The organism is Corallococcus terminator (assembly GCF_003611635.1).
GTDB lineage: Bacteria > Myxococcota > Myxococcia > Myxococcales > Myxococcaceae > Corallococcus > Corallococcus terminator.
The window spans coordinates 1-19,057 of record NZ_RAVZ01000186.1 but is presented as its reverse complement, the minus strand read 5'-3'; the positions used below and the strand labels follow the sequence as shown (position 1 = coordinate 19,057).

Here is a 19,057-nt window from a genome sequence, read left to right as displayed (position 1 = left end):
CCTGCCCCCTCGGCGGGCCCCCGGTGCTGGAGCAGAAGCGTCGGGAGATCATCCAGATCATCAAGGGAGGAAGCGGGGGGCGGGCCTCCGCCAGGGCCGAAGCCGAGGACGGATTCGGAGCCAGGGTGGCGCCCGCGAAGAAGCCGGCCCCGGAAGCGGATGCCCCCAAGCCGGTGCTCCCTCGCGTGGAGTCCGCGCCCCGCGCCGCCAAGGTGCTGGTGATGAGCGACGACGGTCGCTACCAGCCTCTCAAGGCCCGCTCCATCCGCGTCGTCACGTACATCCAGGGTTCACGGGCGCGGACCGTGGTGGACCACCTCTTCGAGAACGACACCGGCCGCAGCCTGGAGGGCACGTTCTATTACCCGCTGCCCGGAGGCGCGACGGTGGCGGGTTTCGCGCTGTACTCGGGGGCCGTGTCGGTGGACTCGCCCTCGCTCTTCCAGTCCTCGGAGCTGCTGCCGCCGCTGGGCGATGGCTCGACGGACTCCTCGCAGCTCACCGCCTCCGCGCCACCGGCGCCGCAGGGCGCGAAGCGCTCCTGGGGAAACATCCAGGAAGCCCGCGTCGTCGAACAGAAGCGCGCGCGTGAGGTGTACGAGGACGTGGTGCGCCGCAACGTGGACCCCGCGCTGCTCGAATGGTCGGGCGCGTCCACCTTCAGCGCGCGCGTCTTCCCGCTGCCGCCCAAGTCCCTCAAGCGCGTCGTCATCGCGTATGAGCAGACGCTCCTCTTCGACGGAGAGCGCCTGCGCTACACGTGGCCGCTGCCTCCGGGCGCGGGACCGCAGCTTCGCGTCTCCGCGCGCGTCCATGTGGATGCGCGACAGGCGCCGGAGGTCACGGTGCAGCCGGAGCCGGGCGCGAAGGCCCGCAAGGTCGACGCCTGGCAGGTCTACGACTTCCCGAAGCTGGCGGGAGACGGGGCGCTGTCGGTGGCCCTGAAGCCGCGCAACGAGGACGCGGACGTCCTCGTGGGTGGGGATGTCGCGGGGCTTCCCGGCCACGCCTTCCACGCGCGGGTGCGGCTGCCCGCGAAACTCACCTCGGGCGACGAAGGGGCTCCCACGGGCCGCGCGGTGCTGGTGGTGGACACCTCGCTGTCCTCCGAGGATGGCAACGCCTGGGCCATCCAGGCGGCCACGCTGCGCGCGCTGCTGGAGAAGGATCCGACGCTGAAGGAGTACGCGGTGCTCCTCTTCGACGTGCGCCCCCGCTGGCTGCACGGGCCGGGCTTCCGCGCGAACGACGCGAAGCAGCGCCAGGAGAGCTTCGCGGAGCTGGAGCGCATCTACCTGGAAGGCGCCTCGCACGTGGACGGTGCGTTGGAGGAGCTGGACCGGGCCGCGGGCGAATGGCTCAAGCCCGCGGCGTCCGGTGAGCGCGTGACGGCCTTCCTGCTCTCCGACGGCAACATCACCTGGGGACAGAGCCGCGTGGACGCGCTGCTCTCCCGGCACCCCTGCGCGGAGTCGCTGCGCTGGGTGACGTACCGCTTTGGCGAGGCCGCGGTGAACACGGAGCTCTTCGACGCGCTGGCGCGCTCCAGCGGTGGCCGCGTGGTGAGCGTCCTGTCCGCGTCGGAGGTGGATGCCGCGGCGAAGGCGCACCGCGCGGCGTCGGTGGTGCTGTCCCGGGTGTCCGTGGTCGGCGCGGACGTGAAGGACCTGGTGGTGGCGGGCAGGCCGCGCCTCGTCTTCCCCGGCCAGGAGCTGCAGGTGGCGGGACGGCTGCCGGCCAAGGGCGACGCGGTGCTGGAGGTGGTGACCCAGGCGGGCTCCAGTCCCGAACGCACGCTGCGCATTCCCCTGCCGCGCGATGAGGACAGCACGTTCGCGCCGCGGGCCTGGGCGGAGCTCTTCGTGTCGCGGCTGGTGTCCCTGGACGACGAGCGGTTGGACCGGATGGTGGTGGCGCTCAGCCAGCACTACCGGCTGGCCAACGCCCGCGCGTCCATGCTGGTGCTGGAGTCCGAGGGCGACTACCAGTCCTATGCTGTCCGCGACGAACAGGTGGACCTGACGAACCTGGAGGCGCTGCGGCGCCGGGAAGAGGATCAGCGCCGGGACAAGCTGCTGGGCATCGCGCTGGACGAGGTGCCCGAGAGCGGCCGGGCGGTGGTGGCCGGGCTGGCCGCGCAGAAGTCGGTGCTCGCGCCGCTGCTCAAGCGCCAGCCGCTGCGGGACGCGCCCTACGCGGGCGGGGACGCGCGGGTCCAGGCGGAGCTGACCTACCGCGAGGCCCGGCGGGCGAACCGCGACGACGTGATGATCTACGAGGCGGTGGCCCGCAAGCGCGCCTTCGCTGGGGACACGTGGGGCGCGGTGCGGGCGCTGTCGTCGCCGGTGGAGCTGCGCTCGCAGGACGCGGAGGCGCTGCGGCTGGTGGGGTACGGCCTGCTGGCGCTGGGGCAATACCCGGCGGCGGCGGAGCTCTTCGAACACGTGCGGCTCAGCCGTCCCTTCGAGGCGCAGGCATTCCTGGAGGAGGCGCTCGCGCTGGATGCTTCGGGGCGCTATTCGGAGGCGGCCCGGAACTACGAAATCGTGCTGGCGCGCTCCTGGAAGCGGCATGGCAGCGAGGTCCGGACGGTGGCGGCCTTCCACTACGCGCGGCTGCTGGCGGGGCTGGAGCGACAGACCCAGCTCAAGGGGACGGTCGCGGTGATGAAGGCACGCCGCTCCGAACTGGCGGAGCCGGGCGCGGTGGCGGGGTTCACCGGCTCCAAGCCCATCGACTACCAGCTCACCGCGCACTGGAATTCGGACAGCACGGACATCGACCTGTGGGTCATCGAACCGGACGGGGAGAAGTGCTTCTACCAGCACAAGGACACGCGGCTGGGAGGCAAGCTGTTCTGGGACATCACGAATGGCCTGGGGCCGGAGCTGTACCACGCACGCACGGCGGCGCCGGGGCCGTACCACGTGGTGGTGCACTACTACGGCAACAACTCGGCGCGGTACGTGGTGCCCACGGCCCTGTTGCTCGTGAGCGACCGGGGCGTCTTCACGCCCAACGACCTGGCCCAGCGGCGCTTCCAGGTGCGCATCCTGCCCAACAAGGACGCGCGGCTCTTGTTGCGGCGTGAGGAGCTGGTGGCGGTGAAGGGCGGCGTGTCGGCGCAATCCGCGCCCTGAGGGCGGCTGTTGCTGGACGGTCTCCGCCGGGCCCGTGAGGCCCGGCGGTGCCATGTCCGGGACTACCCTGGCGTGGGGTCCGAGGGGCCCGGCGGCTCAGTTGAAGCGAAGCGCGTGTCGATGTGCAGCGCCCGTGACAGCGTCAGCGTGACGGGCGTCTTCGCGGAGATTTCGAGCAGCCGGGCCCGCTGTTCCGGCGTCACCGTGTCCGCGCAGTCGAGGACCCGTTCGACGCGCTCACCGGCGGGCTCGCGGATCAGCTTGAGACGCACGACGAGCTTGCCAAGGTCCCACTTCTTCTTCTCCGCGTACATCTTGAGCGTGATGGCCGTGCACGCGCCGAGCGAGCCCAGGAGCAACTGGTAGGGCGCGGGGCCCAGGTCCGCACCACCGCGCGCCACCGGCTCATCGGCGGTGAAGAGGTGGTGTCCGGTGCGGATGTGCTGGGTGAGTCCTTCGCCGCCCTCCACCGTGGCGGAGGAGAGCAGGATGCTGTCGGGGGCATGGGGCATGCCCCCTTCTATTCCAGGTCGAAGCGCGGCGCCGCGACAGGCTCACCGGCTCACGGGGCCGCGGACGCGTTCACCAGCACGTCGTGGAAGTACGCGTTCGCATACCCCCGGGGCAGCGGGGTGCCGCTCGCGCAGGTGGGCAGGGCGTGCGTCACCACCAGTGCCTTGTCCGGGGCGCCGGGCGCGTGGGTGTCGCTCACGGTGTAGGGCCCGTGGACCTCCGGCTGCGCGTCCCGCTGAAACACGAAGCGGTCGTTGTCCGCGTCCCACTGCACCCGCAGGGAGGCCTGCTCCCCCTGGTGGACGAGCCCCAGGTCGGTCGCGAAGAGCTGCGTCCGCCCGGTGCACGTCGTGTCCCGGCACTGTTCGATGACCGCCTCCACCCGCAGCTCGTTGGAGCCGAGCGGATCCGTGGATCTGGAGACGACGCGGATGGACGCCGTCACATCGTCGAATGCGCTCCCCCGGCTCGGGAGGCCGGCGTTGAAGAAGCGGCCGGTGAGCTCGGTGGTGCTCCGGGCCGTCGGGCTCCGAGGTGCCGCGCACCCCGTGCTCCGGGCGTTGTTCACGCGCACCTTCGCCGCGATGGCGGTCACCTGTTCGGGGTGGGTGAGGCGCAGGCCGAAGCGGCCCGTCCCCGTGTCCGCCCGGCTCATCAGACGCAAGCGGGTGAAGGCCAGCTCCCGGACGGAGTCCACCCGGCTTCCGGTCTGCACGTCCGCCCACCGCGCCGGGTCGATGCCGCGAATCTTCGTCGCGCGCGGGGGACTGGGCTCCATCGGGTTGAAATTGTCGTAGGGCACCAGGGCTTCGACCGCGTGGGCCGTGCCCCCAAGGAGCAGCGCGACCACCGCGCACTTCAGAGGGAGGGTCTTCATGGCGCGTCCAGCTCCTTCACGTGGATGTAGTGCCGCACGCGGGCGTTGTTGCCCGTGTCGGTGTCCTCGCCTTCGGTTTCCAGCGTCATGCCGTTTTCGTAGCCGTTCATGAAGCTGCCCAGGATTTCGATGTTGGAGAGCCAGTCACTGGCGGTCGTCTCGCCCTTCACCCGGCGGACCGTCGCGGTGCTGCCGAAGAAGGTGAAGTGGCCGTCCTTCTGGTCCACCGTCGTTCCGGAGCCTCCTTCGGGGATGGAGTCGTAGTGGTCGTTCGGGCCGACGTCCCACTCCCAGAGGGCCGACGTCATGTTCGCCGTTCCCATGAAGCCGGCCGCGAGGTCCGGGAACGCGAAGGGACTGCCGGGCCCGGTGCGCACGGACCAGTTCGGATAGATGGTCTGGTCCTCCATGACATTCATGAAGGAGTTGATCAGGGTGGTGCCATTGACGCTCATCAGCACGCGCGGCGTGAACCAGTCCGCGCAGCAGCCGCTCGCGGTCTCCAGGTCGGTCACCTGCTTCACGGAGTACTCAAGGCGGTGTTCCCGGGCGCGGTTGTACTTCACGACATCCTTCACCCGCGTCAGCGCCACGTTGACGTCCACCATGGCGTGGTCTGAGAGGCATTGCTGGCGCTCCTCCAGTGGGAACCCCGTGAGGATGCTGGAGTCGGGGTCGAAGTGCGGGAGGACGCTCGCCGTGGGCTCCTTGAGCAGCGCGAACGTGGGGAAGTCCGTCGTGTTCTCGGCCGGGGGGAACACCAGGACGTAGTCGAGCCGGTCCTTGGCGCCCAGCTCGTTCACCACGTTGTCGGAGCACACGCTGCTCAGCCAGGTTCCGGTCGCCATCGGGTCCGCGCCGGACGACGTGCGCGCCAGGTCCCGTGCTTCGGAGAACAGGGTGTTGGCCTTTTCGAATTCGGAGCGCCCGGTGATGTCGAGGAAGTTGGGGCCCACCATGTTCTTGTAGGGCGTGAAGAGGTTGTCGTCCTGGGTGGCCTTGGGTCCCAGGGTGTTCAAGTCCCCGAGCAGGAAGGCGGGCCGGTCCATGCCGCTGGGCCAGGTGCCGTGGGGAAAGACGTCGTCGTCCCCGAGCAGGTAGGGGAAGCTGTTGGCATTCAGGGGACCGCCCTTTCGCACCTGCTGGACGTAGGCCTTGATGTCGAAGAGCTGGTCCTCGCGGGCATCGGTGTCCGGCCCGGGCGAGTTCTCACCGGCGTTGACGTGCGTGCAGAACACGTCGACGAACTCGGCGTAGTCCGTCCCCGTGGAGACCCGGGGCGCGCCGGTGTCGTCGTTGGTGATGACGGGGACGGTGGCGGCGGGGGTCGCGATGCGAGCCCAGAGCACGCCCTTGTCCTGGAGGCAGTCGGAGCCGGTGCACATGTCCGAAGGGAAGTGATGCACGCCGCCCTCCAGGATCTGCTGTGAGGACAGCAGCACGAGCCCGGTGCTTTCAGTGGCGGGCTGGAGGATGTCGTCGTTCAGTTCGGTGATGGCCTGCATGGGCGGCAGGGCTTCCGCGGCGCGCAGCGCGTTGACCTTCTCGATGAGCTCGCCGCGCTCATGCGACATCCAGATTTCAGAGATGCAGGCGACCTCCTTCTTGAAGATCTGCTTGGCGACGGTGTCGATCTCCCCCGAGCCGCCGTCATCGATCCAGAACGTCACATCCGGCATCTGCCCCACGTTCCACATCGTGAAGCTGAGCGGAATCGGGGTGGGGTCCTTGAACTCGAGCGTTTCCCAGGACATGGGCAGGGTGTCGGCGGGCGGCTGGTTCGGGATGTTGGGGAACCGACCGCCGCCCACCGTCTGCGTGGCGCCCGCCATCGAGAAGGGCTGGTGGTTGATGGCGAGTCCCAGCTTGCGCACGGCCGCGGAGAGCGGCTCGCTGTCGAGGATGGCGGCCTGGCTGGGGCGCAGCTTGATTTCAAGCTCGATGTGCACGTGGCCCAGGTCCGCGCTGGGGGTCTTCACCACGGCGGTGGTGGCCCAGGCGTCGTTGGGGTCCGAGAGCACGCTCCAGCCCGTGCCATTGCCCTTGGCCTGGGAGAGGGTGGTGAGGCCCTGCGGGCCAGTGGAGTAGCGCAACTGGATGCGCCGGTCCTCTTCACGGGGCGCGTTCGCGCCGACGAGCTGCTGGAGGGTGTCGCCCCGCTTCGCATCCAGCCAGACGTTGATGAGGCCGGACGGGTTCAGGACATTTCCGTTGGCGTTCTTGGGCCGGGGGATGCGCAGGCCAATGAACAGCGATTGCGAATGGCAGGGATTCACCTGGACCGACGGAATCCCCGACGCCTGGGGACCGATGTTGCACTCGTCCCAGGTGTAGGCCGCGTTGTCCGCGACGTACAGGAACAGGTCCCCGTTGGGACCTCCATTCACATAGTCCTGCAGCGGGAACTTCTTGCCGTCCGCGTACTCCAGCGGCGGAACCCAGCCATCCACCGTGGGCTGGGTGCACGGTGCGCCGGGGCTGCATTGGACCAGGGCATTCTGGGGAGGCAGCTTCGTGACGTGGGGCGCCGCGAAGGCTCCTGCGGGAACGAGGCTGGCGAGGGCGAGCAGGATGGGACCGCGTTGCATGAAACCTCCAGGAACTCCCTCCCACAGCCATGCGGCGGGGCGGATTCGTCTGGGGGCTCAGTGCACCCTGCATGCCGTTCGCTTCCGCCCGGGGAGGGCGGTGGACGGCGCGGCAAGGCTTGCCATGGCGGTGCGCCCTGGCCGGCAAGGATTGCCGGCCAGGGGCGGCTCACGCTGGGAGACCGCGGGTTACCAGGGGGTGATGCCCTGCTTCTCGTGAGGCGTCTGCGTGTACGTGGACTTGAACACGGAGCCCGCCGCGTTGAGCCCGGAGCCGAAGGCCTCCACGAGGGCCTGCTTCCCGTGGCCCTGCTTCGCGCTCTGGAAGGCGTCGCGGCCGAAGTTCAGGGCCTCGCGCTGGTGCGCGTTGACCTCGCTGCGCGCTCCGCGCTCCACCTTGACGACGTTGTCGAGGACGCTGTTGCGGGAGCGGTCGGAGATGCCGATGCCGTTCTTGTCGAGGAGCTGGTTCACGCCGCTGACCTGCTGCGCGTAGTCGCTCTTCTTGCCCTGCGTCGTCTGGTCGATCTGCTTGCGCGAGGGATTCAGGAACGTGTGGTTGCTCTTGACCTTGAACATGGTTTTTCTCGCTCGGGGCGGCGGCCGCCCCCGGTAGGTGGTTCTTGAAGAGATTGTCGGGGCATGTGGGCTGAAGTTTCCTGGGACTTTCCTTTCCCCACAAAAGCCGCGAATTCTCTACCCGCGAGAAGGGGGCGCAGCCACGCCGCTCAAGCCTGGACTTCCTGGGTCCGGCGTTCGGCGAGGGCGGCGAGCTGCTCCGTGACGGTGCCCCACCCATCGTAGAAGCCCAGCTCCTGGTGCCGGTCCTTGTCGGCGGGGTTCCTGTGCATCACGTGGGCGGCGTAGTCGGTGCCCAGCGGGTGGTCCTTCAGCGTGATGAGCGCGGTCATGGACACGAAGGGCTGTTCGGCGGGCCTCCAGCCCTCCACCAGGGCGTTGGTGAAGACGAGCCGCTCAAGCGCGTCGACCGCGAGGAAGCACCCCGTCATGTGCGGCAGGAAGTCGCCGCCGTCCTCGCTGAAATGGGTCACCAGGGCGCCGCCGGCACGCAGGTCCATCTTCATGACCTTGCAGCGGGCGGGGGCTGGCACCCACCACTGTTCGAAGCTCGCGGGGGTCGTCCAGGCCTTCCAGACGACGGACCGGGGCGCCTTGATGATCCGTGAAATCGTCAGGTCGAGTTCTGGATGGAGGGCAGGGCTCATTCGGGATCTTCCTTGTCGTGGCCAGCGGTGACGAACTGTTCGAGCCTGTCGGTGCGGCCTTCCCAGATGACGCGTTGGGTGGACAGCCACGTTTCGACAGCGGCGAACGGCTTCTTCTCCAGCGCACAGGTCCGGACGCGGCCTTCCTTGTGCGTGCGGATCAATCCACTGCCCTCAAGCAGGTGGATGTGTTTCATGAAGGACGGCAAAGCCATGTCAAAGGGCTTCGCCAGGTCGCTGATGCTCGCGGAGCCCCGGCCAAGCCGGGCCAGGACGGCGCGGCGGGTGGGGTCGGCAAGCGCCTGGAAGATGCCGTTGAGCTGCTCTTGATACTGTTCCTTCTGGCTAAGTATCATGGCCGGATACTTAGCACAAGGGCTAACCAATCGTCATGGGCCCGGCGTGGGCTGGAGGAAGAGCAGGTAGTGGACCGGCAGGTCGTTGAACTCCGAAACGACGGCGTAGCCCGCGGCCTGGGCGGCGGCGACGAGCGGGGGACGCATGGCCCGAAGGTGCGTCACCGCGATGCGACCGTTCGGGGTGAGGGCGGGCCTCAGGCTTTCGAGGTAGGCCGCACGGTCCGGCAGGAAATGGTCCACCTCCGCGAGCAGGATCAAATCGTAGGTTCCCGGCTCGAGGCCCGGCGTGTCCGGCGCCACCTTGCGCACCTCGACGTTCTTGCGTGCGGAGACCCGTTGACGAAGCCGCTTGAGGGCCTCGTCATTGATGTCGGTCGCGACCACCCGTCCCGTCGGGCCGACCGCATCCGACAGTCGCAGCGTGAAGTAGCCCAGGCCTGCTCCGACATCCGCGATCCGCTGTCCTGGGGAAAGCCCCAGCGCGGCGACGAACCTGGCGGGCTGACGGGATTGGTCATACGCGGGAGTGACGCCTTCGACGCCCCCGACACCGTGCAGCTCGGCCGGCGCTTCCGTCGCGGGAGGAGGGACCGACGCAAGGGGCACCTCGGGGCGTTCTGCTTGTGGACCCTCGGAGCGGCATGCGCCGCTCGCGGCCGTGACGAGACAGAGGCACCACCGCATCAGGTGACGGGAAGCTGCCTGCGTACGAAGGAAAGTCATTCCGACCTCCGGGATCATCAGGGGACGCGGGGGCGCATCCCACCAGGGAATCGCCTCCGGGTCGACCTCTGCTCGGAATGAGTACGCGCGGGGTTTCAGTCCGACACGCGGTGAGAGGCCATGCGCTGTTCGCATCGCCTCTCACCGGCGCCTTCAGCTCAGGCCTTGAAGGTCATCAGGGGACGCAGCCTCGCCACCTCCCGCACGATGTCCGCCGCCACCTGCGAGCCCACCACCGAACCGATGGGCTTGTAGGCCGCGGGTGCCTCCTCGATGCGGCGTTCGGCCCGCATCGCGATGCAGTCCACCCCGGTGAGGCCCAGCGCCTCCTCGCGGTGCTCAGCGCCGCCCCGCGACATGGAGAAGCGCGAGCGCGCCCGCCCCGCCCCATGCGAGGCCGAAGACAGGGCCTGAGCGTTGCCCAGTCCCCGCATCAGGTAGGACTCGGCCCCCATCGAACCGGGGATGATGACCGGCTGTTCGGCCTCCGCCGGGCACGCCCCCTTGCGCGCCAGCCATCCACCCTCCCAGGGCAGGGTGATGTTGTGCGGCACGTCGTAGACGAGCGGTGCCTCCACGTCCCCGAACAGCTCGCGCAGCGTGTGCCGCACCAGCTCCGCGAGGAGCAGCCGGTTGAGGAAGGCGTAGTTGGCCGCCGTCGCCTCGGCCTTCAGGTACTCGCGCACCTTCTCCGGATCCACGAGCGGGAAGATTCCACTCTCCGGAAAGGGCGCGCCCGCGGGCCACGCGGCCCGGACCCGCTCCTGCCACGTGCGCCCCACGTGCTTGCCCATGTCGCGCGAGCCGGAGTGCACCATGAACGCGAGCTGCCCCTCGCGCACGCCCCAGGCCCAGGCCCGCGCGCGGTCCACCACCGCCTCCACCCGCTGCACCTCCACGAAGTGGTTGCCGCCGCCGATGGTGGCGAGCCCCGGGTCGCGCACCACGCCCTCCCGCCGCAGTCCGGTGGGCGCCCAGGACGGGTCTCCTTCCAGCGCACCCCCCAGGTAGACGCGCGCGGACTCGCGGTCCAACTGGCCCAGGTCCGTCCTTGCCGACATGCCCAGGGGCTTCTCCTGCGTCTCCAGGAGCCAGCCCGGCAGGCCGTCGCGCAGCAGGGCCTCCAGCGCGCGCGAGCCCTGGGCGACATCCCGCGTGCCGAAGAAGTAGTGCCCCTTCATCCGCTCGACGAAGGCGTCGCGGCGGGCGAGGAAGGCGTCCACGGGGATGTCCGCGACATGCAGGCGCATGCCGCAGTTGATGTCCGTGCCCACCGCGCCGGGCACCACCATGCCCTCGGTGTGCACCACCGACCCGATGGCCACCCCGGAGTCACCGGGATGGAAGTCGGGCGTGGCGCGCACCTGCTTCACGCGACCGCCGTCCGGATGGTGGAGCGCCGCGAGCGCGGCGAGCTGCTGGAAGGCCTTGCCCTCCACGGGCAGGTCTGGTGGGAGGAGCACCTCGGCGGCGGGTGCGTGGGGATCCGCCTGGTGGCGGACGGTGTAGACACGACCGTCGTACGTGACGTCGAGCCCCTCGCGGGCAAGCGCCCGCAGGAGCCGGTTCAATTTCGGCTGCATGACCTTCTCGGAATCTGACCCGGTACGAAAATCCGGGGGACGTGAGCGATGGGATGAGACCTCGGGTCAGCAGCCGCGGTCGGGACGCCGGAGCATCCACGCGCGCTGTGACGCCCGGCCCTGTCCGCGCCTGACGGGAGCAGGGCAGGCGCGTGGCCCACGAGGCGCCGCGCTAATGGGCGAGCCCCGCGGTACGAATCGCGCCGCGAGCGAATTGGGGAGCGCGTCAGAGAGAGACTGTAGGGTGCTCGGCCCCGGGCGATGCTGCCCGGCAGCACCCTTCACCGAGGTCCCTGATGCGTTATCCCGTTTCCTCGCGCACGCTGCGCACCCTGTCCCTGGTGGGCGCCTGCTCGCTGTTCGTCGCCTGTGACTCCGACGACAAGCCGCCCGTCGTCACACCGCCGCCGCTGGACACCTCGCCGCGAAAGCTGACGCTGCTGCAGACCAGCGACCTGCACACCAACATCTTCCCGTGGGACTACTTCACCGGGAAGCCGGACGCGAAGCGCGGCCTCGCCAGGGTGGCCACGCTCATCAAGCAGGAGCGTGAGAAGAACCCGGACTGCACGCTGCTCTTCGACACCGGTGACACCATCCAGGGCTCGCCGCTCGGCACCTACTACGCCATCGTGGACAACGCGCCCAAGCACCCCATGGCCACCGCCATGAACGAGCTGGGCTATGCCGCCATGGCCCTGGGCAACCATGAGTTCAACTACGGCCAGGACGTCCTCAACAAGTTCAAGAGCGAGGCGAACTTCCCCCTGCTCGGCGCGAACGTGCGCAAGAGCGCGGACGGCTCCGAGGCCTTCACCCCGTATGTAATCACCACGGTGTGCGACGTGAAGGTCGGCATCCTCGGGCTGGTGACGCCGGGCGTGGCGACGTGGGAGCGCAAGGACAACATCACCGGGCTGCGCTTCGATGACCCGCTGGAGACCGCGAAGAGCTACGTGCCGAAGATGAAGCAGGCCGGCGCGGACGTGGTGGTGGTGGCCATCCACAGCGGTCCGGACAAGCAGCCGGTGGGCAGCGCGAGCAGCCCCGAGTCGTGGCTCGCGGACTACGCGGATGCCACGAAGTGGACCGACCGGGGCAACCTCCCCGGTGAGAACGAAGCGGTGCAGATCGCCCAGCAGGTGGCGGACGTGGACGTGCTCCTCACCGGCCACACCCACCAGCCCATCCCGAAGATGCTGCTGAAGAACCAGGACGGCAGCGAGGTCCTCCTCACGCAGCCCAACCGCTGGGGCAGCCACCTGGCCAACGTGCAGCTCAACGTCACCTGGAACGGCGAGCGCTGGGGCGTGGAATCCCACGACTCACAGCTCCACGCGGTGGACGACAAGGTGGTGGAGGATGCCACCGTCAAGCAGCTCACCCAGGCCTACCACGACACCACGGTGGCCTACGTGAACCAGAAGATTGGCAGCACCACCGCGGCCTTCACGGGTGGCTTCGCCGGACGCTACGTGGACAGCGCCCTGGGGGACCTGCTCAACATCGTGCAGGAGGAGGCCGCGGAGGAGGCCGGCTTCACCGTGGACCTGTCCGCGACCGCCCTGTTCTCCAATGACGTCGCGCTGCCGGCGGGGGACGTCACCCTGCGCGACGCCTACAGCGTCTACATCTACGACAACACGCTGTACGTGATGGAGATCAACGGCTCCATCCTCCGGCGCGCGCTGGAGATGAACACGCTGTACTTCAAGCAGTTGGACGCGGCCAACCTGCCCGCGAAGCCCGAGGACGCGAAGGCCACCACGCCCGTCGTCGCGGACTACAACTGGGATCTCTACTCGCGCATCGACTACGGCTACGACCTGACGAAGCCCGCGGGCTCTCGGCTCACGCACCTGCGCTTCCAGGGCGTGGACGTCCGGGATGACCAGGTCTTCCGCATCGCCGTCAACAACTACCGCGGCGGTGGCGGCGGCGGGTACAGCATGTTCAAGGAAGGCCGCCTGCTGTGGTCCTCCGCGGACGGCGTGCGTGACTACGTCGCGCGCTACATGCAGACGCACCAGAACCTGTCGCCGGCGGTGGTGAACACCTGCAACTTCACCCTCACTCCGGACCTCTACACGCCGTACTACGGTGCCACGTTCGGCCCGGCGAAGTGCGCGCCCTGAGGTAGCCGCGCGTGGACGTGCGTCGCGCTGGAGGTTTCAGCGCGACGCGCGGACCAGCCAGTACCAGTGAGACGCGGCGAGCCGGCGCCGGCTCTTGTGCGCGTCCACCAATTCGAACCCGGGGGCGAAGGCCTCCTTCACGGCCTCGGGTGAAAGCCTCACGTCGCCCGGCGCCGAATCCAACGCCCAGATGAGGTGGGTGCCTCCCGGCTTGAGCAGCCGGGCCACCTCCGACGCGTAGGCCCGCTGGCCCCGAGCGTCGAAGCAATGGAAGCAGCCGACGTCGAAGGCCACGTCGAACGGGCCGCTCAGCGCCTCCAGGTGGGTCACATCCCCCACGACGAATTCGGGCCGAGGATCATCCCGGGAGACCCGCTCTCGCGCCCTGGCGATTGCCACGGGCGAGAAGTCGACGCCCGTCACGCGCACTCCCTGCTGCGCCACATAGCGCGAGAATCTTCCGACACCACATCCCAGCTCCAGGGCGCTCCGGGGAGCTCCCTGCCGGGCCAGCGCCTGGAGCTGCTCCGGAATGCGGATGTCCCCCCAGAAGGTGATGGGGGAGCGATAGGCTCGATCGAAATCGGCACTCGTCGTGGGTGCGGTCATCTTGCCTCCTGGGCTCCGATGCGAATCCGCGCTCGGATGTGAAGCAATATAGATAGCATGCTATGAAAGTCAAGAATGGCCCCCCGTGGGACCCTGAAGCCTCGCCGACCTTCTGGATCAACCACGCCTCGCGGTTGCTGATGCGTCACTTCGAGCAGCGGCTGCGGCCGCTCGGCTTCGGCATGGCGTACCTGCCGGTCGTCGGTGCGTTGGAGGAGCAGGGGCCGCTCTTGCAGAAGCAGCTCGCGGAGCACGCCCACGTCGAGCAGCCCACGATGGCCGCACTGCTCACGCGGATGGAGCGGGACGGGCTCGTTAAGCGCGAGCCGCATCCGGGCGACAAGCGGGCCAGTCAGGTTTCAATCTCGGAGAAGGCCCGGGCCCGCCTGCCGCAGGCGAGGGAGCAGCTCACGCACGTCGCCGAGCAGGCGACCGCGGGCTTCAGCGACCGCGAGCGCGCGACGTTGCTGGCGCTCCTGCGCCGCGTGGTGAGCAACCTGGACCCGGCCGTCGAGGACTGAGCGACGAACGGGGTGTCAATGCGGGTTCTGCGGCACGCCGTCCCCGAGCTCGTAGTAATCGCCCTTGTCGGCTACGTGGATGTGCATCGCGAGCCGGGTCTCTGTGGGGGCGTCGAACGCACCCATGGCGATGGCGATGGTGTCCTTCGGGAGCGGGTCCCAGAAGAGGACCGAGCCACAAGTCGAACAGAAGCCCCGTCGCACCTTCTCCGAAGAGCGGAACCAGGTGAGCCTGTCGGCGCCGTGGATCGTCAAGGCGGCGCGGGAGACGTCGGTCGATGCCCAGAAGTGCCCTGATTGCTTGCGGCATCGCGAGCAATGGCAGGCATCGGGTGGACGCAGGGGGCCGGTGACCTCGAAGCGGATGGCCCCGCAGAGACAGGATCCTTTGTGCATGCCGCAGTCTAGGAAGTCCCGTGAGGCTGCTCCACACCTGTCCGTGGCGCCCGGAGCCGGGGCGCCAGATGGAATTGCATCCGCGGGGGCTCCAGCAGCGTGGAGCCCCCGGTCCTCATGGCGCCTCCACCGGTTCCAGGCCGTCACGCACGGGCACGGGCGCGGTGCGCGTCCGGGAGATGAGCATGTAGATGGCCGGCACGAAGTAGAGGGTGAAGAGCGTGCCCAGGGCCATGCCCGTCACCAGCACGAGCCCGATGCTGTTGCGCGCCGCCGCTCCCGGCCCCGCGACCAGGACGAGCGGGAAGTGTCCCGCGACGGTGGCCACGGTCGTCATCAGGATGGGACGCAGCCGTTCGGAGGCGGCCTCCTGCACCGCTTCGAGCTTCGTCCTGCCCTGCTCCTGGAGCCGGTTGGCGAAGTCGACGATGAGGATGCCGTTCTTCGCGATCAGCCCCACCAGCGTCACCAGTCCCACCTGCGAGTAGATGTTGAGGGTGGTGGTGAAGCTGTCGGTGAAGTACGGCATGGTCGGGTTCGGCATCTTCAGGAACGTGGTGATGAGCGCGCCGAAGAGCGCCAGCGGCACCGACCCGGCGAGGATGATGAACGGGTCCCTGAAGCTGTTGAACTGGGCCGCGAGCACCAGGAAGATGAGCACCACCGCGAGCATGAACGCCGGGAGGAACGTGTTGCCCTCCACGCGCAACTGCCGGGACTCACCCGTGTAGTCGATGCGGTAGCCCGCGGGCAGGATGCGGCCTGCCTCCGTCTCCAGGTACGTGAGCGCCTCATCCAGCGGCCGGATGGCCACGCCGCTCAGCTTCACCGCGTTGAGCTGCTGGAAGCGGTTGAGCGACCGGGGCGCCACCGTGTTCTTCATGGTGGCGATGGACGACAGGGCGACGAGCTTGCCGTCCGGGCCGGTGACATGGACGTCCTTGAGCTGTTCGGGGTTGAGGCGGGAGACGCGCAGTACCTGCGGGATGACCTTGTAGCTGCGGCCGGCGATGTTGAACCGGTTGACGAAGTTGCCGCCCACCGCCGCGCCCAGGTCCTGCCCCACCGTGCCCAGGTCCAGTCCTAGCTGCGCGACCTTCTCTCGGTCCACCTGGACCTCCGACTGGGGCTGGTCGAGCTTCACGTCGATGATGGGCGGGAAGGCGAACAGACCGCTCTGCGTCGCCTTCTCCTGGAGCTGCTGCGCGAACCCCAGCAGCTCCTCCGCCTCCGCCGTGGAGGCGATGACGAACTCCACCGGGAAGTTGCCGCCACCCGGCAGCGCGGAGGGCTGGATGGCGAAGGTCTGGACGCCCGGCAGGACGTTCACCCGCTCCTGCGTTTCGGCCAGCACCTGGGCCGCGGAGCGCGTGCGCTGCTCCCAGGGCTTCAGCGACAGGCCCCAGAATCCGTTGCCCGGGCTCATGATCTGGAAGATGAAGCCGGCCTCCGGCATGGACAGGAGCGTCTTGCTCACTTCATTCATGGACGGCGCCAACTGATCCAACGTGGAGTTGGACGGGGTGCTGACGATGCCGAAGACGATGCCCTGGTCCTCCGTCGGCGCGAGCTCTCGCGCCGACTGCGTGAACATCAGGACGGCGAGCAGGCTCAGCACCACCCACGCGGCATAGACGGGCCCCCGCGTCCGCAGCGAGCTGTCCAGGCTGCGGGCGTACGCGGCCCGCATGCGTTCAAAGGCGCGGTTGACGACCCCCGCGAGCCCCTTGTCCTCATGGCCCGCCTTGAGGAGCGCGGCGGACATCATCGGGGAGAGCGTCAGCGCCACCACTCCCGACAGGGCCACGGCCCCGGCCAGTGTGAGCGCGAACTCACGGAACAGCGAGCCCGTGAGCCCACCCTGGAAGGCGATGGGTGCGTACACCGCGGCGAGCGTGAGCGTCATCGCGATGATGGGGCCCACCAGCTCCCGCGCGCTCTTGAGCGCGGCGTCCACCGGGCTCAGCCCGTCGCGCAGGTGGCGCTCCACGTTCTCCACCACGACGATGGCGTCGTCCACGACCAGGCCCACCGACAGCACCACCGCGAGCAGGGTGAGCAGGTTCACCGTGAAGCCGAACATCTGCATCAGGAACACGGTGCCAATGAGTGACACCGGGATGGCCACCACCGGCACCAGGATGGAGCGCACGGAGCCCAGGAACAGGAAGATGACCACCACGACGATGAGCAGCGTCTCGCCCAGGGTGCTCACCACCTCGTCGATGGCGTTCTGGATGTACTCCGTCCCATCGAAGGCGATGCTGGCGTGGATCTGCTCCGGCATCTCCTTCTGCAGCGAACCCATCTCGTCGCGGATGCGCTGCATGACGTCCAGCGAGTTGGCGTTGGGAAGCGACCAGATGCCGACGAACACGGCCGTCTGCCCGTTGAGGGTGACGTCGGTGTCGTAGTCCTCCGCGCCGAGCACCACGTCCGCGATGTCGGAGAGCCGCACCACCGCGCCGCCGTCCTTGCGGACGATGAGCTGCCGGAACTCCTCCACGGTGCGCAGGCTGGTGTTCGCCGTGAGGTTCACCTGGACGAGCGAACCCTTCGTCTGGCCCACGGCCGCGAGCGAGTTGTTGGCGGCGAGCGCCTGCCGCACCTGGCTGGGGCTGACGTTGAGCGCGGCCATCCGGTCCGGCTTCATCCACACCCGCATCGCGAACGTGCGCGCGCCGAGGATGTCCGCGCGCTGCACGCCTTCCACCGAGGACAGCCGGGGCTGCACCACCCGCACCAGGTAGTCGGACAGCTCGTTCTGCTGGAGGAAGTCGGAGGTGAAGTTGAGGTAGGCGACGGCGAACTGGCTGTCCGCCGACTCGATGCCCATCACGGGCACCTGCGCTTCGGGAGGCAGGTCGCCGCGCACCTGATCGACCTTGGCGCTGATTTCGCTCAGGGCGCGGTTGGCGTCGTAGTTGAGCTTGAGCCGGGCGCGGACGATGGAGACGCCCTGAAGGCTCTGGGATTCGACGTAGTCGATGCCGTCCGCGGCGGAGATGACGCGCTCCAGCGGCGTGGTGATGAAGCCGCGGACCAGCTCCGCGTTGGCGCCGATGTAGGCCGTGGTGACGGTGATGTCGGCGTTCTCACTGCGCGGGTACTGCCGCACGTTGAGCGAGCCCAGGGCCTGGAGGCCCGCGATGACGATGAGGAGGTTGACCACCAGCGCCACGACCGGGCGGCGGATGAACAGGGCGGTGAAGTTCATGGATTCGCCTTCCTCTGCCCTACGGGTTCACGGGCTGGGGCGCGGCCTCGACGGGCGGCGCCAGCGCGTTGTTGAGGACGACGGCCGCGCCATTCTTGAGCTTGAACACGCCGCTGCTGACCACGGTCTGCCCGGCCGTCAGGCCCGACGTCACCTCGACGAAGTCGCCCCTGCGCTCGCCCAGCCGCACGAACTGTTGCCGCGCCAGGAGGGCGGGCTTGCCCGCGGCGTCCTTTCCCTCGGAGAGGGTGAACACCGAATCGCCGTAGGGGGCGAAGAGCACGGCGGTGGCCGGGATGGCCACCACCGGGTGGCTGGCCTCGGCGAGCACTTCGATGTTGGCGAACATGCCCGGCAACAGCCGGCCATCCGCGTTGGGCACGGTGGCGCGCATGCGCACGTTGCGTGAGGACAGCTCCACCTCGGGGTTGATGGTGGTGAGCTCCCCTTCCCACGCGTTGCCCGGGAAGACGTCGACGCGGATGCGCACCTTCTGCCCCTGCTTCACCTGGGCCAGCGCCTGCTGGGGAAGCTGGAACTCCACCAGGGCGGGGGTGATGGACTGCAGGGACGCGATGGGGTTGCCCGGGGAGACGAGCTGCCCCAGCTCCACCTGCCGGATGCCGATGCGGCCCTCGAAGGGCGCGCGGATGACCTTCTTCGCGATGAGGGTCCGCAGGTGGGCCACCGTGGCCTCGGCCTGGACCGCGCGCGTCCGGACGGCGTCGAGCTCCGACTGGGTGTTGGCACCCTGGGTGTGGAGCTTCTCGACGCGGTCCCGGGTCAGCCGCGCGAGCTCCGCGTCCGCCTCGGCCCCGGTGAGCTGGGCGGCCTCGCTGGAGGTGTCGAGCTGGACGAGCACCTGCCCCTTCTTCACCGACGCGCCGTTCTCGAAGCGGATGTCGCTGACGACGCCCGGCAGCTCCGCGCTCAGCGTCACCCCCCGGAGCGCGATCACCGTACCGACCGCGCCCTGGGTCGCCTGCCAGCCGAACGACTCCGCCTTGGCCGAGGTGACGGACTCCGGGGGCTGCACGAAGGTTTCGCCCGCCTGGATCATCGCGACGATCTGCGCCCCCTTGACGGCGACGAGCACCCCGATGACCACGAAGAGGAGCAGGACGCCGACGATCCACCGCTTGAGGCGGCTGACGGGGCGCGGGGCGGAGA

The 19,057-nt window shown here is 68.9% G+C and carries 15 protein-coding genes; 3 read left to right on the top strand and 12 right to left on the bottom strand.

What is annotated here, in order from left to right; genetic code table 11:
* Positions 1-3,140, top strand: a 3,140-nt coding sequence (locus D7V88_RS24600) for a DUF2135 domain-containing protein (protein ID WP_120543090.1), incomplete at its 5' end; no start/stop codon positions are given.
* A gap of 62 nt (positions 3,141-3,202) precedes the next feature.
* On the opposite strand, the gene D7V88_RS24595 is transcribed toward D7V88_RS24600, so the two are convergent.
* The 8 genes from D7V88_RS24595 to D7V88_RS24560 form a co-directional block, all read right to left on the bottom strand.
* Positions 3,203-3,652: an OsmC family protein gene (locus D7V88_RS24595; RefSeq protein WP_120543088.1), complete on the bottom strand. Its 450-nt coding sequence runs from the start codon at positions 3,650-3,652 to the stop codon at positions 3,203-3,205.
* Between the two features lie 50 nt (positions 3,653-3,702).
* Entirely contained in the window at positions 3,703-4,530 is an 828-nt protein-coding gene (locus D7V88_RS24590) for a hypothetical protein (protein WP_120543087.1), read from the bottom strand.
* Positions 4,527-7,118, bottom strand: coding sequence for an exonuclease/endonuclease/phosphatase family protein (locus D7V88_RS24585; RefSeq protein WP_120543086.1), 2,592 nt, complete (start codon positions 7,116-7,118; stop codon positions 4,527-4,529). Before D7V88_RS24585 ends, D7V88_RS24590 begins: the two co-directional genes overlap by 4 nt.
* A 189-nt stretch (positions 7,119-7,307) precedes the next feature.
* Positions 7,308-7,697: a hypothetical protein gene (locus tag D7V88_RS24580; protein ID WP_120543085.1), complete on the bottom strand. Its 390-nt coding sequence runs from the start codon at positions 7,695-7,697 to the stop codon at positions 7,308-7,310.
* Between the two features lie 149 nt (positions 7,698-7,846).
* Positions 7,847-8,344 carry an SRPBCC family protein gene (locus D7V88_RS24575; RefSeq protein WP_120543084.1) on the bottom strand — a complete coding sequence of 166 codons (498 nt, stop codon included), beginning with the start codon at positions 8,342-8,344 and terminating at the stop codon, positions 7,847-7,849.
* Positions 8,341-8,700 (bottom strand): ArsR/SmtB family transcription factor, encoded by a 360-nt coding sequence (locus D7V88_RS24570; RefSeq protein ID WP_120543083.1) that lies wholly within the window; start codon positions 8,698-8,700, stop codon positions 8,341-8,343. Before D7V88_RS24570 ends, D7V88_RS24575 begins: the two co-directional genes overlap by 4 nt.
* Positions 8,701-8,733: 33 nt before the next feature.
* A complete protein-coding gene (locus D7V88_RS24565; protein WP_244238365.1) occupies positions 8,734-9,309 on the bottom strand; it encodes a class I SAM-dependent methyltransferase in 576 nt (191 codons plus the stop codon).
* Between the two features lie 275 nt (positions 9,310-9,584).
* Entirely contained in the window at positions 9,585-11,009 is a 1,425-nt protein-coding gene (locus D7V88_RS24560; protein ID WP_120543081.1) for an RtcB family protein, read from the bottom strand.
* 296 nt (positions 11,010-11,305) lie between these two features.
* Here D7V88_RS24560 and D7V88_RS24555 point away from each other — a divergent pair, with 296 nt between their 5' ends.
* Positions 11,306-13,144, top strand: a complete 1,839-nt coding sequence (locus D7V88_RS24555) for a bifunctional metallophosphatase/5'-nucleotidase (RefSeq protein ID WP_120543080.1) — start codon at positions 11,306-11,308, stop codon at positions 13,142-13,144.
* Positions 13,145-13,180: 36 nt separating this feature from the next.
* Here D7V88_RS24555 and D7V88_RS24550 read toward each other — a convergent pair whose 3' ends face one another.
* Entirely contained in the window at positions 13,181-13,753 is a 573-nt protein-coding gene (locus D7V88_RS24550) for a class I SAM-dependent methyltransferase (RefSeq protein ID WP_120543079.1), read from the bottom strand.
* Positions 13,754-13,815: 62 nt separating this feature from the next.
* Here D7V88_RS24550 and D7V88_RS24545 point away from each other — a divergent pair, with 62 nt between their 5' ends.
* Positions 13,816-14,274 carry a MarR family winged helix-turn-helix transcriptional regulator gene (locus D7V88_RS24545; RefSeq protein ID WP_120543078.1) on the top strand — a complete coding sequence of 153 codons (459 nt, stop codon included), beginning with the start codon at positions 13,816-13,818 and terminating at the stop codon, positions 14,272-14,274.
* A 15-nt stretch (positions 14,275-14,289) separates the two neighbouring features.
* On the opposite strand, the gene D7V88_RS24540 is transcribed toward D7V88_RS24545, so the two are convergent.
* The 3 genes from D7V88_RS24540 to D7V88_RS24530 all read right to left on the bottom strand — a co-directional run bounded on the left by D7V88_RS24540 (position 14,290) and on the right by D7V88_RS24530 (position 19,019).
* Complete coding sequence (locus D7V88_RS24540; protein ID WP_120543077.1) at positions 14,290-14,670, bottom strand: GFA family protein; 381 nt, start codon at positions 14,668-14,670, stop codon at positions 14,290-14,292.
* Positions 14,671-14,785: 115 nt separating this feature from the next.
* Complete coding sequence (locus D7V88_RS24535; RefSeq protein WP_120543076.1) at positions 14,786-17,887, bottom strand: efflux RND transporter permease subunit; 3,102 nt, start codon at positions 17,885-17,887, stop codon at positions 14,786-14,788.
* Between the two features lie 19 nt (positions 17,888-17,906).
* Positions 17,907-19,019, bottom strand: a complete 1,113-nt coding sequence (locus D7V88_RS24530; protein WP_120543089.1) for an efflux RND transporter periplasmic adaptor subunit — start codon at positions 19,017-19,019, stop codon at positions 17,907-17,909.
* Between the last annotated feature and the right edge of the window lie 38 nt (positions 19,020-19,057).

Coding starts and splice junctions, on each gene's coding strand:
- D7V88_RS24595 (WP_120543088.1), bottom strand. CDS start 3,652: ATGCCCCATGCCCCCGACAGCATCCTGCTCTCCTCCGCCACGGTGGAG.
- D7V88_RS24590 (WP_120543087.1), bottom strand. CDS start 4,530: ATGAAGACCCTCCCTCTGAAGTGCGCGGTGGTCGCGCTGCTCCTTGGG.
- D7V88_RS24585 (WP_120543086.1), bottom strand. CDS start 7,118: ATGCAACGCGGTCCCATCCTGCTCGCCCTCGCCAGCCTCGTTCCCGCA.
- D7V88_RS24580 (WP_120543085.1), bottom strand. CDS start 7,697: ATGTTCAAGGTCAAGAGCAACCACACGTTCCTGAATCCCTCGCGCAAG.
- D7V88_RS24575 (WP_120543084.1), bottom strand. CDS start 8,344: ATGAGCCCTGCCCTCCATCCAGAACTCGACCTGACGATTTCACGGATC.
- D7V88_RS24570 (WP_120543083.1), bottom strand. CDS start 8,700: ATGATACTTAGCCAGAAGGAACAGTATCAAGAGCAGCTCAACGGCATC.
- D7V88_RS24560 (WP_120543081.1), bottom strand. CDS start 11,009: ATGCAGCCGAAATTGAACCGGCTCCTGCGGGCGCTTGCCCGCGAGGGG.
- D7V88_RS24555 (WP_120543080.1), top strand. CDS start 11,306: ATGCGTTATCCCGTTTCCTCGCGCACGCTGCGCACCCTGTCCCTGGTG.
- D7V88_RS24550 (WP_120543079.1), bottom strand. CDS start 13,753: ATGACCGCACCCACGACGAGTGCCGATTTCGATCGAGCCTATCGCTCC.
- D7V88_RS24545 (WP_120543078.1), top strand. CDS start 13,816: ATGAAAGTCAAGAATGGCCCCCCGTGGGACCCTGAAGCCTCGCCGACC.
- D7V88_RS24540 (WP_120543077.1), bottom strand. CDS start 14,670: ATGCACAAAGGATCCTGTCTCTGCGGGGCCATCCGCTTCGAGGTCACC.
- D7V88_RS24535 (WP_120543076.1), bottom strand. CDS start 17,887: ATGAACTTCACCGCCCTGTTCATCCGCCGCCCGGTCGTGGCGCTGGTG.